The 14372-nt window shown below is 57.6% G+C and carries 13 protein-coding genes; 2 read left to right on the forward strand and 11 right to left on the reverse strand.

All coding sequences use genetic code 11. The annotated features are described in order from the left end of the window. Positions 1-4: 4 nt before the first annotated feature. Positions 5-973, reverse strand: a complete 969-nt coding sequence (rluC, locus tag KTN04_RS02155; RefSeq protein ID WP_217333565.1) for a 23S rRNA pseudouridine(955/2504/2580) synthase RluC — start codon at positions 971-973, stop codon at positions 5-7. Between the two features lie 464 nt (positions 974-1437). Here rluC and rne point away from each other — a divergent pair, with 464 nt between their 5' ends. Next, on the forward strand, positions 1438-4773 hold the full coding sequence (gene rne / locus KTN04_RS02160) for a ribonuclease E (protein WP_217333566.1): 3336 nt from the start codon (positions 1438-1440) through the stop codon (positions 4771-4773). An 89-nt stretch (positions 4774-4862) separates the two neighbouring features. Here the strand turns inward: rne and murB are convergent, their stop codons facing one another. The 8 genes from murB to KTN04_RS02200 all read right to left on the reverse strand — a co-directional run bounded on the left by murB (position 4863) and on the right by KTN04_RS02200 (position 11724). Continuing rightward, positions 4863-5882: a UDP-N-acetylmuramate dehydrogenase gene (gene murB, locus KTN04_RS02165; protein WP_217333567.1), complete on the reverse strand. Its 1020-nt coding sequence runs from the start codon at positions 5880-5882 to the stop codon at positions 4863-4865. Beyond that, positions 5879-6367 carry a low molecular weight protein-tyrosine-phosphatase gene (locus KTN04_RS02170; protein WP_217333568.1) on the reverse strand — a complete coding sequence of 163 codons (489 nt, stop codon included), beginning with the start codon at positions 6365-6367 and terminating at the stop codon, positions 5879-5881. The genes murB and KTN04_RS02170 overlap by 4 nt, the downstream gene beginning before the upstream one ends. A 22-nt stretch (positions 6368-6389) precedes the next feature. Continuing rightward, entirely contained in the window at positions 6390-7151 is a 762-nt protein-coding gene (gene kdsB, locus KTN04_RS02175) for a 3-deoxy-manno-octulosonate cytidylyltransferase (protein ID WP_217333569.1), read from the reverse strand. Between the two features lie 4 nt (positions 7152-7155). Continuing rightward, positions 7156-7347 (reverse strand): Trm112 family protein, encoded by a 192-nt coding sequence (locus KTN04_RS02180; protein WP_217333570.1) that lies wholly within the window; start codon positions 7345-7347, stop codon positions 7156-7158. After that, positions 7328-8365 (reverse strand): tetraacyldisaccharide 4'-kinase, encoded by a 1038-nt coding sequence (gene lpxK / locus KTN04_RS02185; RefSeq protein WP_254262318.1) that lies wholly within the window; start codon positions 8363-8365, stop codon positions 7328-7330. The genes KTN04_RS02180 and lpxK overlap by 20 nt, the downstream gene beginning before the upstream one ends. Then, positions 8365-8787: an ExbD/TolR family protein gene (locus tag KTN04_RS02190; RefSeq protein WP_217333572.1), complete on the reverse strand. Its 423-nt coding sequence runs from the start codon at positions 8785-8787 to the stop codon at positions 8365-8367. Before KTN04_RS02190 ends, lpxK begins: the two co-directional genes overlap by 1 nt. Before the next feature lie 14 nt (positions 8788-8801). Continuing rightward, a complete protein-coding gene (locus KTN04_RS02195; RefSeq protein ID WP_217333573.1) occupies positions 8802-9422 on the reverse strand; it encodes a MotA/TolQ/ExbB proton channel family protein in 621 nt (206 codons plus the stop codon). Positions 9423-9483: 61 nt separating this feature from the next. After that, positions 9484-11724: a DNA internalization-related competence protein ComEC/Rec2 gene (locus KTN04_RS02200; protein WP_254262319.1), complete on the reverse strand. Its 2241-nt coding sequence runs from the start codon at positions 11722-11724 to the stop codon at positions 9484-9486. Between the two features lie 107 nt (positions 11725-11831). On the opposite strand from KTN04_RS02200, the gene KTN04_RS02205 reads away from it, so the two are divergent. Further along, a complete protein-coding gene (locus KTN04_RS02205; RefSeq protein WP_328515948.1) occupies positions 11832-12338 on the forward strand; it encodes a DUF2062 domain-containing protein in 507 nt (168 codons plus the stop codon). A 6-nt stretch (positions 12339-12344) separates the two neighbouring features. On the opposite strand, the gene KTN04_RS02210 is transcribed toward KTN04_RS02205, so the two are convergent. Together KTN04_RS02210 and KTN04_RS02215 are read right to left on the reverse strand one after the other, a co-directional pair. Continuing rightward, entirely contained in the window at positions 12345-13025 is a 681-nt protein-coding gene (locus KTN04_RS02210; RefSeq protein ID WP_217333576.1) for an ABC transporter ATP-binding protein, read from the reverse strand. Then, positions 13018-14268 carry a lipoprotein-releasing ABC transporter permease subunit gene (locus tag KTN04_RS02215; RefSeq protein WP_217333577.1) on the reverse strand — a complete coding sequence of 417 codons (1251 nt, stop codon included), beginning with the start codon at positions 14266-14268 and terminating at the stop codon, positions 13018-13020. Before KTN04_RS02215 ends, KTN04_RS02210 begins: the two co-directional genes overlap by 8 nt. Between the last annotated feature and the right edge of the window lie 104 nt (positions 14269-14372).

Here is a 14372-nt window from a genome sequence, read left to right on the forward strand (position 1 = left end):
TCATTCAATCTGAGTGACTTTCAGCCAGACGCGCAAGCGCGGCCTTCGTGCCTTCATCCAGAGGTGCTTCAACTTTGAGTCGCTCGCCGTCCGGCAGTGTCAGCTCCAGACGAGCCGCATGCAACATGAGCCGCTTGAGGCCCAGCTCGCGAAACACAAGATTCTGTTCATCCGGCGTATACTTTATGTCGCCGACAATGGGATGACCGGCAAACTGGGTATGCACCCGGATCTGATGAGTGCGTCCCGTGAGTGGTCGCGCTTCGATCATTGTTGCCAGATCCTGGTATCGACGCAACAAGCGAAATTCGGTCACGGACGCCTTGCCATCCGGGTGGACCTTGACAATGCGCTCACCGGACTTCAGTTCAAAACGTTGCAGGGGCGCGTCAACACGCTCTTTACGGCGCGACCAGCGCCCCACGACTAGCGCGTGATATACTTTATTGACCTTGCGCGAGCGCAGGGCATCATGCAGGTAACGTAACATGCTGCGCTTCTTGGCAACCATGATGCAACCAGAGGTATCACGGTCCAAACGGTGCACCAGTTCCAGAAAACGACAATCCGGCCGAAGTTGGCGCAGAGCCTCGATCAGACCCAGGGTAACACCACTGCCACCATGCACGGCCAGACCGGCCGGCTTGTTAATGACCAGCAGGCTGTCACTTTCATACAGGATCGCACCATCGAGGTGCTGTGCCAGACCAGCGCCAACCGGAGCCGCCTCGCCGCGCTCGGCCACACGCACTGGCGGGATACGAATCACGTCTCCAGCCTGAAGGCGCGTATCCGGTTTGACCCGTTTTTTGTTGACCCGAATTTCCCCCTTGCGAAGGATGCGATAGATCAGGCTCTTGGGCGCCCCCTTGAGGGCGGTACGCAGAAAATTGTCAACGCGCTGGCCGGACTGATCTTCGTCCACTTCCACAAAGCGGACCTTCTGTTGTTGCTGTACTTGGTTTTGCGCCATAAGGACGGATGGACTCTCAATTGATGCCTTAGGGGTTAGCTGTTATATTCTACCGATGCCGCAGGCGGTTGGCTTTAGTAAATTTGAAATCCATGCAGCCGGCCCCGCCATTCACTCCGGACGAGTGGCCGCACAAGATCCGACCGACGGCATTACACAAGATTTTTCGTGAAACACAACACTTTCACGTAACGCTTTCACGACCTTCGAATGACGGAAGGTTCAGTTGGAGGTGAAGACGCACGCTGACCAGGAACCTGCCCGCCCGACCAGGCCGGTAGCACCAGCCAAAGACTATAACGACATAGGTCCGCGTTTCCTTCACTGCCGATAGTGGCAGCCCGCCGATTGCGAGGCTGCACGAGCGTCAGAGCCCGTTTGGCCACGCTCATCCAAAGACTGGACATTGATTTTCTCCCTCACTGCAGGGCGAGAAGCGTTGCGTTTATGAGAACGCACACAACATGAAAAGAATGCTTATCAACGCAACTCAGCCAGAAGAGTTGCGTGTCGCTCTGGTAGATGGCCAGCGCCTGTTCGATCTGGATATCGAATCCGACAGCCGTGAACAGAAAAAAGCCAACATCTACAAGGGCCGAATTACCCGTGTCGAGCCCAGCCTGGAAGCAGCCTTTGTCGACTTTGGCGCCGAGCGCCACGGTTTTTTGCCGCTTAAAGAGATCTCCCGTGAATACTTCTGCAAACAGCCCGAGCGCGGCCAGCGCCCGAGCATCAAGGAAGTCCTCAAGGAAGGTACCGAAGTTATCGTACAGGTCGACAAGGAAGAACGCGGCAACAAGGGCGCCGCACTGACCACCTTTATTAGCCTGGCCGGTCGATACCTGGTACTGATGCCGAACAATCCTCGTGCCGGCGGCATTTCACGCCGTATCGAAGGGGAAGACCGTGCTCAGCTCAAGGAAGCCCTATCCGGCGTCAATATCCCCGAGGGTATGGGCGCCATCGTGCGCACCGCCGGCATCGGCCGCAGCTCGGAAGAGCTGCAGTGGGATCTGGATTACCTGATCACTCTGTGGGATGCGATCAAGGAAGTAAATCAGCGCCCCGCACCCTTTCTTGTTTATCAAGAGAGTGACGTTGTTATCCGCGCCATCCGCGATTATCTGCGCGCCGATATTGGCGAGGTGCTGATCGACAACCCAAGCGTCTACGAACAGGCTCAGCTGTTTGTGCAGCAGGTAATGCCGAGCTACGAGAGCCGCATCAAGCTATACAAGGAACAGACGCCGCTGTTCAACCGTTTCCAGATTGAAAGCCAGATCGAAACGGCCTTTGAGCGCGAGGTAAAACTGCCGTCCGGTGGTTCCATCGTGATCGACCCCACCGAAGCTCTGGTGTCCATCGATATCAACTCGGCACGCGCGACACGCGGCAGCGATATCGAGGAAACCGCTCTGCAGACTAACCTGGAAGCGGCTGAAGAGATCGCCCGCCAGTTGCGCTTGCGTGATATTGGTGGCCTGATCGTGATCGACTTCATCGACATGACACCGATCAAAAACCAGCGCGAAGTGGAAAACCGCCTGCGTGATTCCTTGAAGCTGGACCGCGCACGCGTGCAAATGGGCCGTATCTCCCGCTTCGGCTTGCTGGAAATGTCGCGTCAACGCCTGCGCCCATCGCTGGCAGAATCGCGTGGCAGTGTATGCCCGCGCTGTCACGGCCAAGGCAGTATTCGTGATACTGAGTCATTGGCCCTGTCCATCTTGCGCCTGATCGAAGAAGAGTCGTCCAAGGACCGCACTGCGCAGATTCGTGCCATTCTGCCGGTGACAGTAGCCACTTACCTGCTTAACGAAAAGCGTCACGAAGTACATGATATTGAACTTCGCCATCAGGTACGTGTGGTTATAGTGCCCAACCCGAACATGGAAACACCTCACTATGAGGTCGTTCGTCTGCGGGATGACCATACGGTCACTACAACACAAGATGCCAGCTACAACCTGCAACCAGAAACCGAGCCCGAGCCTCAGGAAATTGCTCGCGCCGTAGCCCCCAAACGCGAGCAGGCTGCTGTCAAGGCAGTTGTACCGCCTACCCGCGCACCTCAACCGCCTGCCGAAGCCGCACCGGTGGAAAAACCGACCGAAAATCCGGCTCCCAAGACCCCAGCTGCAAGCGAACCATTAGCACCGGCAACACCATCGACTCCCTCATTTGGCGAGCGCATCCTGGGCGCCCTGCGCGGTCTGTTCGGGGGCGGTGAAACCGCACAATCGAAACCGGAAGCACCCGCGACCAAGGCACCGGAAAAGCGCGCATCCGCCGACAGCGATGACAAGCCCGAGCAGCGCAGCAGCAGTCGTGGCGGCCGTGACAATCGTCGCACCCACAGCAACAATCGCCGCAACAGTGACCGCCGCCGCTCGCGTCCCGAAAAACGTGACAATGATGAAATCATCACGGTGGAGCGCGACCAGAACCTTCCTGCCATTGGCGAGACCGAATCCGGCCAGAAGCCCGAGAAGAAGGAAGGCAGCCGTCGCCGTCGCCGCCGCAGCCGTCGTGATGAAAACCCGACTGAAAATTCAGCGGATAACGCGACTCAAGCCAGCCAGGAAAGCACAACCGACAGCGCACCCGAAAAGCGTACTACCGATTCATCCGTCAACCAGAGCAACGATGACAATAGCCGTGCTCGACGTCGAGGTCGCCGTCGCCGCAATACCGAGCAGCGGGCCGCAACCCGTACCCCGCTGCCGGAAGAGCTGCGTGATGAAGGCGCTGAACGCGATATCCAGGCGCTGCTGACCGAAAAGGTCATCACCAACGAAACGCTGGGCGTAAATGAGACCACAGCAACCGACGTTAACGCGACCGCTGGGCAACCCACTGCCGATAGTCGCGCCGAGTCGGAGGCGAAGAAACGCCCTGCCGAAACGGCTACCGAGGGCAACGCGCCCGAGTCGAGCAGCAAAACTGCAGAGACCGCTGATGCCCCTGCTGACCAGACGACTGCAAAAGACACGACCTTAGAGGTCACCGAGCAGGAGTCCGAGAGCGATCAGCAAGTCAAGCAACACGTTGATGACGAAGCCACTGCCGCTGGCACCGAATCTGGCAGCGATACTGCGTCAGAGCAGCCGGCAGCACGCAGTGAAAAGCGCCCCTCTCGCGGCCGCCGCCGTCCTTCACGCAACCGTGACAAGAAGGCCGAAAGCAAATCCGAGGCACAGGCCACCGCTGGCAGCGCTCGCCATGAAGAAACACAGCAGGAGCTGCCACTGGACAGCACGGCTGTCGATAGCGTGAATCAGCAGGCACAGCCAACCGTGGCCGAGCAGAAAGCAGATGACAACGCCAACACGAAGACGGCTGAAGTCCCTGCAACCACCACCGAGGAGCCAGCGGAAACCAAGGCGGTTGCTCAATCGGCCGAGCCCGGCATATCAGACGATGAGCAGGAAAGCCACGCGCTTCCACTCACTGCCGAAGCTGCACAGGCTGCTGAACCGACCGTGTCCGGCACAAATGTTCAGCAAGCAGACAAGGCCAATAAGCCCGAGGCTACTGAAACTGCTGCAGCGCCGAATCAGGCTGCCGATCAGCACTCCCCGGCCACAAGCAAAACCGGAGTCGAGCCGACCAAGACCGAAGCGACACCCAAGTCCGAGGCAACGCCTGAAGACAGTGCCGACAAGCCGGCTGCTCAGACCGAGGTCAATGAAACTCCGGTTGAAAAGCAGCGCCGTCGTCGTCGTGGCGGTCGTGCGCCCAACGACCCCAGGGAGGTTCGACGCCGCCAACAGGCTGAAAAGCAACCCAGCGACCAATAAAACCAGGCGCACTAAAAAAGCCGCTGCATCACTGCAGCGGCTTTTTTATTTGAGTAAACCGGCTTTCGCCGCACCACCTGGCTCGGGTATCAGGGATAAAAACGCGGCTCTGGCTCCAACATGACACCGAAACGCTCCTGCACCTGCTGCTGAATCCGTTCCGCTAGCAATTCCACCGCCTCACGATCACCTCCGCCCCAGTTCACCAAGACCAGCGCCTGTTTCGGATAAGTACCAACCGCGCCTTGGCGCACCCCTTTAAGGCCACAACGGTCAATCAGCCAACCGGCAGCCAGCTTGCACCGCCCTGAAGGTTCGGCAAAGTAAACCAGCTCAGACTCCCGTGCACGCAACTGCGCACATTGCTCTGCCGTAACAATTGGATTCTTGAAAAAGCTGCCGGCATTGCCCAACTGCTTGGGAGATGGCAACTTGCTCCGACGAACACGGCAAACGGCTTCAAACACCTGCTGTGGCGAAGGATCGGCAATACCGGACAGTTCGGCCTGCAACGGTGCGTAATCAATTGCGACACGTGCCTTTCGACTCAGCCTGAACTCAACCGCCGTAATGATAAACCGACCCGGGGCACCACTTTTAAATATGCTGTCTCGATAGGCGAACTCACACTCATCCGCCGAACGCCAGTACAGCCGGTGCATTTCACGGTCGTAAACTTCTACCCGGTTGACCCTGTCCTTGAGCTCCACGCCATAGGCACCTATATTCTGCACCGGCGCCGCGCCGACCGTACCGGGAATCAAAGCCAGGTTCTCCAGCCCATACCAGCCCTCATCCAAAGTACGCGCAACGGTGTCATGCCAATTTTCACCGGCTCCCACCTGAAGCAGACAGGATTCATCCTGTTCGATCAGATTCCAGCCAGTGATGGCCATGTGACACACCGTACCCGGCACGAAGGGTGCAAGCACCAGGTTGCTGCCGCCACCCAGCAACAGCAATTCATCGCCGCTCTGCGCCAGGTGAGCCATCAGTAGAGGCAACTGACTGCGCTCGGTCAGTGTAATCAACGTCTCTGCGGTGACCTCAAAGCCAAAACTGTTGAGGTGCTTCAAGGATGCTCCGGCTTCAATGTTAAGCCCGGTCATGCATCGGTAGCCTGCTGCAGGTGACGCAAGAGCCCCTTACTGGCCGATTCCACCAGGTCCAGCACTTCCTCAAATCCCTGCTCGCCGGAGGTATAATAGGGATCCGGGACTTCTCGCACACGAATGCCTTCCGCAAACGCAAGAAACAGCCCCAGATGACCACGATAACCGCGCGGGCACAGGCTGCGCAGATCCCGCAGATTGGCTTCATCCATGGCCAGGATATAATCAAAGCGCTCGAAGTCTTCCGGCTCAACAGCCCGAGCACGCAGGTCCTCAAGGTCGTAGCCGCGACGCCGAGCAGCTGCACGGCTGCGCGGGTCAGGTGCCTTGCCGATGTGGTAGGCGGCCGTTCCGGCCGAATCCACTTGATAGGATGCGCTTTCACCCTGCTGCTCCAGCAGGTGCTCGAAAACACCGTGCGCCGTTGGTGAACGACAGATATTGCCCAAGCACACGAACAGAATGGATGGTTTATGGCTCATGTGAACACTCCTCACAGACGACTCAAGCGTGCGCCATCAACTTAGCGATACGCGCCAGGTCTTCCGGCGTGTCTACCCCTGCAGGCGGCGCCTCATCCGCAGCCGCCACATGGATCCCCACTCCGTTCCAAAGCGCTCTCAGCTGCTCCAGGCATTCAGTCTGCTCCAGCGGCGCCGGCGGCCAGGCCACGAAGTCATTCAGCATTTTTACACGGTACGCATAGAGACCAATGTGACGCTGCCAATCGAACCCTTGCGGCAAGGTATCCTGTGACTGCATGAAGGCATCGCGCGGCCAGGGCATGGGGGCCCGACTAAAGTAGAGCGCCATCCCCTGATGGTCAGTGATCACCTTCACCACATTGGGGTTCAGCAGCGCCTCGACCGTCTCAATCGGCTCGCTGAGCGTCGCAATGCCCGCATTGGGCATTGCCATAAGGTTATGTGCCACTTGGTTGATAATGCGCGGCGGAATCAATGGCTCGTCGCCCTGCACATTCACCACGATGTCATCGGCATAAAAGCCTAGCGTCTTCACGACTTCCTGCAAGCGGTCGGTGCCGGACGGATGCTCTGCCGAGGTCATGCATACTTCGGCCCCGAAACCACGCGCCACCGCTGCAATACGCTCATCATCCGTGGCAATGATAACACGCACCGCTTCACTCTCGCAGGCACGCTCATATACGTGCTGGACCATCGGCTTGCCGGCCAGATCGGCCAGCGGTTTACCCGGAAAACGACTGGACGCAAAACGCGCCGGGATGACAACGGAAAAGCTCATGGTATCAGTGATTCTCCTTCAGGCGCTCATCTGCCGTCAGCGTACGCGCTTCCGACTCCAGCATGACCGGAATATCATCACGAATAGGATAAGCAAGACCACTGGCTCGACAGATCAACTCGTTGGTGTCTTTGTTCCACTCCAACGGCGCCTTGGATACGGGGCAAACCAGAATATCAAGCAGTTTCGGGTCCATTGTTTTGTCCTGTCTGATGCGGCGGCCAGGGTGCCAGCCGCTGTAATAGTTGAGTATCAAATGCGGCGCCAAGATCGGCATCGACACGTAGCGCCCAGCACCCCCTGGGACCAAGATGGCGGCACTTGACCGCGTCTTTTTCTGTCATGATCACTGGATATTCGTCTGCGAGTGCCAATAACGCTTCAGGCACATCAGCGTGATCCGCCAACGGATGCTCAATAGGGTCGAAGCCCAGCTGTCTCAGTGTATCGAAAAACCGCGATGGATTCCCGATTCCGGCCAGCGCATGTACGCGACATCCCGGCAATTCGGCACGACAGGAAACCTGTCGCCCATCCTCCAGAGAGACCAGCCCGACGGGCTTCAGCTGCATGGATACCCTGGCGGGAAGTGACAATGGCAGACCCGGTGGGTCTCCATCGCCGTTGCACACCACCCAGTCGACAAATTGAAGTCGCTCGGGAGGTTCACGCAACGGCCCCTCCGGCAGGCAACGTCCATTACCAAGCCCTCGAGCAGCGTCGACCACGGCAATTTCCAAATCCCGAGGAAGCGCATAGTGCTGCAGACCGTCATCACTGATGATCACATCACAGTCATGTTCACTCAGCAGAGAACGGACAGCACTCATACGATCAGGATCAATCACCAACGCAGCGCCTGTTCGCTGCACGATCAGACAAGGTTCATCACCACCCTCTGAAGGTGATGTTGAAGCCGTTACATGAAAAGGATAACGGGAGGGGCAAGCACCATAGCCACGACTGACCACGCCCGGGCGATAGCCTGCCCGACGCAACAACTCTATCAGCGCTATTACCATGGGGGTCTTGCCGGTCCCCCCTACCGTGATATTGCCGACGATAATCACCGGTACCGGCACCCCAGCCGCAGCGCTTCCCAACACCCTCAAACGCTTGAAGCGCGAACGTGCTACAGCCGTGAAGAGACACGACAGAGGGCGCAGCGCAAGCAACCATCTGCGCCGCGCATACCAGTCATCAGAAAGCGCCATCAATCATCACTTTTGCGTGTTGAAATGCTCAGCTTGGAAAACCCGAGCTGCCCGGCCACATCCATTACTGTCACCACAGACTGGTGTGCAGCATTGGCATCAGCTGTAATGACAAAGGGCTGATCACGCTTGTCCCCGGCCAACTTGACCACCGCACGCTTGAGGGTCAGGGCATCATGACTGACCAACGGTTGACCGTTGACGGTGTACTGTCCTTCCGACCCGACAACCACATCTATCGTGTCAACCTCTTGCGGAGCTGAATGGGTCTCACCGGATGATTCCGGCAGGCTGATACTCAGATGGGACTCACGGGTAAACGTCGTGGTGACCATGAAAAATATCAGCAGTAGAAACACGACATCGATCAGCGGGGTTAGATTGATATTGATCTCTTCGCGTCGTTGACGTTGAAATTTCACCGCAACCTCCGCGATCAGTGAATATCGACTTCACGGTCACCGTGAATCGCTTCGACCAGTTTGATGGATTCCTGCTCCATGGTCAGCACCAGTGTATCGATACGGCGCTGAAAATAGCGGTGCATCACCAGCGCCGGAATGGCAACTGCAAGGCCGGCAGCCGTGGTAATCAACGCTTCTGAAATGCCGCCTGCAAGAATGCTGGCATTGCCGGTCCCCTGCAGCATGATCTCCATGAATACCTTGATCATGCCGATTACAGTCCCCAGAAGTCCCAGCAACGGAGTAATTGCGGCAATGGTGCCCAACGGGTTGAGGAAGCGCTCAAGGTGGTGAATCACGTGCGAAGCTTCTTCCTGAATGCTCTCTTTCATGATGTCACGCCCGTGACGCGAATTATTCAAGCCGGCCACAATGACACGGCCCAGAGGGCTGCTTTCGCGAATGGCCCCCAAACGCTCGGGCGACAACTGCCCGCTGCGGGTAAGCTCCCAGACCTCGGCCAAGAGGCCAGTTGGCGCAATCAGCTGCGGCCGCAATACCATCAGCCGATTACCACAGATAGCCAGTGCCACAATGGAACAGGCCACGATCGGCAGCATCAACCAGCCACCCGCAAGAACAATTTCAAACACCTGCAACTCCTCCTGTTGAGTCGATGAACTTTATCACAGCAGCCTTGCGCGGAGTAAGGCGTTAACCGGCTGTCCAATAACGCTTTTGTTGTTCACGATAACTCCGCAGCAGACACTGTTTCGAATCAGCTACCATTTCCAGCGCCCCTGAGTGGCTGGTCGTCTTCCAGGGAATATGGTGCACAGCGAGCCGGTCTATCACCTCTTCATGAGGATGACCAAACCGATTGAATCGCCCGGCACTGATCAGCACCTGCTCAGGCGCCAACAGTTCGAGCAGAGCGCTGGATGTGGAATCTCGGCTGCCATGATGCCCTGCAATCAGCCAGGTCGGCTTGTGTCGATATCCAGCTGATAGAAGCCGGTACTCACCGCTGACATCCAGATCACCGGTCACCAGCAAGCGACACTGGTCTGTTTCAATTTCCAGAACGCAGGATCGGTTATTGGCACTGACATCAGCATCCTGTGCAAAGGCGGGCAGAAAGCGAAACCTGACAGATCCGCTTTGCCAATATTGAGCCTTGCAACGCGTTGCCCCAACATGATGCTCAGGCTCGCCGGCATAAAAATTTTCAACTTTCATGCGCACACGTAAAAAAGACTCACCGCCACTGTGATCACTGTCGGCATGACTGATGATCAATGTCTTCAATCGATCTATGCCACGCCGTTCGAGCCAAGGCTGTACCGTGTAGCCAAAAGCAGCTCCCCCGCCGCCATATCCAGGGCCGGTATCATACAGCAGAGCCCCTTCGGCTGTTTCCACCAACAACGCCTGCCCTTGCCCTACGTCAAACAGGTGCGCTCGGAAATGACCTGCCGGCGGCAAAGATGCTGGGCTCAACACCGGTAGCAGCAACGGCAGCGCCAACAAGCGGTAGGGCACTGGCATAGGCAACAACAAGCCCGATACGCCCAGAGCAACACACAACAACGCCCAGCCTTCAGGCGCTGAAACCGGCACATGCAGGCCGGGCACCTCGGCACTCCAGGCCAGAAACGACCACACCAGACTGGTACCCGCTTCAACAAGTGCGATGGCAAGAAACCCGATATTACCACCCATGCTGGCTAGCGCCAGCAGCACCGGCAGGACCCAGATCGCAATGGAGACAAGTGGCACCAACAGCAGGTTGACCGGTATGGATAACAGGCTCAACTGATTGAAGCCGCTGGCCATGAGCGGCAGCATGCCGATAAACAGCACCCACTGAATGCCCAACCAGGATGACAACGCTGTCTTGACACTGCTGACGGTACGCTGCTGCACATACCAGAGAATCAGGGCAACCGCACCAAACGACAGCCAGGTACCCGTTTCAAGAATTGCCAGCGGCTGCAACGTCAATACCGCCACCAGCGCCAGGCGCCAGCGCTGCCAGCCGGAAATCGGCTGCAGCCACAGGTTGCCGGCCATGAAGACCGCCAGCATCAACCAGGCCCTTTGCACGGGTATACCCCAGCCGGACAACCCGGCATAACTGGCCGCGACCAGCAAGGCAACAATCGAAGGCACCCAATGCCAACGCGCCATGGAAAGTCCTACAAGGGCAGGCAGCAGCATCATGCCACGGCCCAGCCACCAGCCAAACGCACCGGCTACAGCCACATGCAGGCCGCTGACAACGAACAGGTGAGCCGTGCCGGTGACTCGGAGCCACTGCCATTGCGACTCCGACACACCACTGCGATTACCTGTCAGCAGCGCTTGCAGCGTGGCAGCCGTTTCAGGACGGAAGGTGCCGGCGAGAAAGCTGGATAAATCCGCCCTCCCCGAGGACCAGCCTGAAGCCGAAGGTAGCCGGGACACAACCGCAGTCACAGTCCCCCTAGCATCGATGCCCCGGCTTAGATACCAGCGTTCGCGATCAGCGCTGCCCGGGTTACTCAGCCCTGTAGGCGGTTTCACACGCAACCGCACCTGCAGGCGGTCACCGGAAGCAAAGTGCTGATCGTGACGATAGTAGCCGGCACTGATCAAGCGTATCCGCCTAACCGCAACCGGGAGAGTTTCTTCATCCAAAGGCTCAAGCATGAGCCGATACCCATACGCACGCCGTTCAGGCAGGCTTACGACCTCTACCGCCAGGGTCAGGGTCTGAGGAGACTGATCATAACGATGGTACAGCTGCCATTCGCCATAACCGGCAGCAATCAAAATACCCAGTGAAAACGGCAGTGATACCGACCTCAGCGGCGGATACAGGGCGCTTGCTGATATCGCAACCCAAATCCCCCAAGCCCACGTCAGATCAGGTAGACTGGCAACACAAAGAATTCCAAGCAGATAAGCGATCATCCATGATCCTTACGGTTGGCTTAATCCATAACTGGCGGCATAATGGCATCACCCATCAGAACCGGTAATATCTGTCCTCGATGCCTCGCAAGCTGATTAGAAAATACATGCCCGATGAGCAGATGCTGCGTAGCCATCGTCATCTGAGCTGGCTCGGTCGGCACCTGCATGACCCCAACCTTTGGCACCTAACGCGCAAGTCGGTGGCACGGGCATTCATGGTCGGTATCCTCTGCGCTTTCATGCCCATACCAGGACAGATGATTGTGGCAGCCGTGCTCGCCATCCTGGCATCAAGCAACCTGCCCATTTCCGTCGGGCTCGTCTGGATTACCAACCCGTTTACCATACCGCCGATTTTCTACGCCTGCTACCGTCTTGGCAGCTGGATGCTAGGCGTCGAGTCCGGCATTAACGCCGACTGGTCCTGGGAGCTGGCGACGATAAAGGCTGAATTCAATGCCATCTGGTGGCCATTGTTGTTGGGCAGCACCGTTAGCGGGATTGTCTGTAGTCTGATCGGCTATATTGCCATCAGCCGCTTCTGGATCTGGCACGTCAATCGCAGCTGGCGCAAACGCATCAGGTCGCGTCTTAAGCGCCATAACCGATGATGCCGGCTACCCCTGCTGTAGAACGCCATCCACCAATTCCAACGTCCGCCCCATACGCCCCGCCAGCTGCATATCGTGAGTGACAATGACAAACGCTGTATCCAGCGTCCGATTCAACTCATCCAGATAGACAAGTACGTCTTCGGCGGTCTGACGGTCCAGATTACCGGTCGGCTCATCCATTAACACACAGGCCGGCTCGGTTACCAATGCACGTGCGATGGCGACTCGCTGACGCTCGCCACCGCTGAGCTGTGCTGGCTTGTGGCTCAAACGATGGCTCAACCCAACCCGTGCCAGCGAGGCCTCGGCCTGTACACGCGCCTGATCAGTCGATACACCACCGATCATCAGCGGCATGGCCACATTTTCCACAGCGGTAAACTCGTGCAGCAGATGATGAAACTGATACACGAATCCCAGCGAACGATTACGCAAGCGTGAACGACTGCGCTCACTGATGGCATACAGGGACTCCCCGGCTACGTTGACCTCACCGGCATCAGGCCGGTCCAGGCCACCCAGAATATTCAGCAGCGTACTCTTGCCGCTGCCGGAACTGCCGATGATTGCCAAACGCTCACCGGCGGCAACCGCCAACTCGACCGACTGAAGAATCCGAATCGGCTGCCCGGCCTCGTCATAAGACTTGTCAATGCCGGTACAGCTAAGAACCGTGTCACTCATAACGCAATGCCTCCGCCGGTTGTGTCCGTGATGCGCGCCAGGCGGGATACAAGGTTGCCACAAAGCTGATCGCCAACGCTGCCGACGTAATCATGATCACATCCGACCAGATCAGCTGGGACGGCAGATAACTGATGAAGTAGACATCCGCGGACAGAAACTCAATCCCCATCAACTGTTCGATCCATGCCACCAGATCGGTCACGGTCAGTGCCAGCGTTACGCCCAGCGCCACACCCAGCGCGGTTCCGATCAGGCCGATCAGGATACCCTGCACCATAAACACACGCAGGATCACGGCCGGGGTGGCCCCCATGGTGCGCAGAATGGCGATGTCGGAACGCTTGTCCGTGACAACCATCACCAACGTGGAAACAATGTTAAATGCCGCCACGAAGACAATCAGCAGCAGCAACAGTGCAATCATGCGCTTTTCCATCTGGATTGCCTGAAACAGGTTGCCATGGGTACGCGTCCAATCATTGACATACAGAGGACGCGACTGGCTTCGCGCAATGTCACGCGCCTGCTGCGGTGCCTGGAAAAGGTCATCGAATTTCAAACGTAGACCATCCACATGGCCGGTCGGCATGCGCTTCAAGCGCGCCGCGTCAACGCGGTGAATGTACGCCAGATTGGCATCCAGTTCGGCACCGACCGAAAAAATGCCGATTACGTTAAACCGCTTCAAACGCGGCACCACGCCCGCAACGCTGATTGAGGCCTCCGGCAGTACCAGCGTCACCTTATCGCCCACATCAACACCCAGAAACCGTGCCAGCAGCTCTCCCAGCACGATGCCATATTCACCGGCGGCCAACCCGCTCAGCTCTCCCGCCTGCATGTGATTGCCGATGATCGACACTCCAGGCTCAAGCTCGGGGTCTATGCCGTTCACCAGAACCCCCTGAACACGTCCGCGACTGGTCAGCATGCCCTGCGCTTGCACAAAGGGCGCTGCACCGGCCACACCCGGTTGTGCCAGCACATCGGTACGCAGCGACGGCCAATCCTCCAACCCCTGATCAGCATATCCGGAAAGTGTTGCATGAGGCACCATACCCAGAATGCGCTGGCGCAGCTCGCGGTCGAAACCGTTCATAACCGACAGCACGACGATCAGCGCCGCTACACCCAACATCAAGCCGAGCATCGACACCAGAGAAATGAATGAAATGAAGTGATTGCCGCGCTTGGCTGCGGTATAGCGCAAGCCGACAAATATCGATAGTGGTTTAAACATGGGGCAGGATTAAAGCACAGTTATCGGCAGAGCTCTAACAGATTCGTCAAATTCGTGATGCTGTTGCGGCCAGTACATCTTCAGGCTTAGCAGCGCCTTAACCC

The sequence above is a fragment of the Marinobacterium weihaiense genome, assembly GCF_019061305.1.
Taxonomy (GTDB): Bacteria; Pseudomonadota; Gammaproteobacteria; order Pseudomonadales; family Balneatricaceae; genus Marinobacterium; species Marinobacterium weihaiense.

Bases quoted from the DNA above. Each gene is read 5' to 3' on its own strand.
- rluC (WP_217333565.1), bottom strand. From the start codon at position 973: ATGGCGCAAAACCAAGTACAGCAACAACAGAAGGTCCGCTTTGTGGAA.
- rne (WP_217333566.1), top strand. From the start codon at position 1,438: ATGAAAAGAATGCTTATCAACGCAACTCAGCCAGAAGAGTTGCGTGTC.
- murB (WP_217333567.1), bottom strand. From the start codon at position 5,882: ATGACCGGGCTTAACATTGAAGCCGGAGCATCCTTGAAGCACCTCAAC.
- KTN04_RS02170 (WP_217333568.1), bottom strand. From the start codon at position 6,367: ATGAGCCATAAACCATCCATTCTGTTCGTGTGCTTGGGCAATATCTGT.
- kdsB (WP_217333569.1), bottom strand. From the start codon at position 7,151: ATGAGCTTTTCCGTTGTCATCCCGGCGCGTTTTGCGTCCAGTCGTTTT.
- KTN04_RS02180 (WP_217333570.1), bottom strand. From the start codon at position 7,347: ATGGACCCGAAACTGCTTGATATTCTGGTTTGCCCCGTATCCAAGGCG.
- lpxK (WP_254262318.1), bottom strand. From the start codon at position 8,365: ATGGCGCTTTCTGATGACTGGTATGCGCGGCGCAGATGGTTGCTTGCG.
- KTN04_RS02200 (WP_254262319.1), bottom strand. From the start codon at position 11,724: ATGATCGCTTATCTGCTTGGAATTCTTTGTGTTGCCAGTCTACCTGAT.
- KTN04_RS02205 (WP_328515948.1), top strand. From the start codon at position 11,832: ATGCCCGATGAGCAGATGCTGCGTAGCCATCGTCATCTGAGCTGGCTC.
- KTN04_RS02210 (WP_217333576.1), bottom strand. From the start codon at position 13,025: ATGAGTGACACGGTTCTTAGCTGTACCGGCATTGACAAGTCTTATGAC.
- KTN04_RS02215 (WP_217333577.1), bottom strand. From the start codon at position 14,268: ATGTTTAAACCACTATCGATATTTGTCGGCTTGCGCTATACCGCAGCC.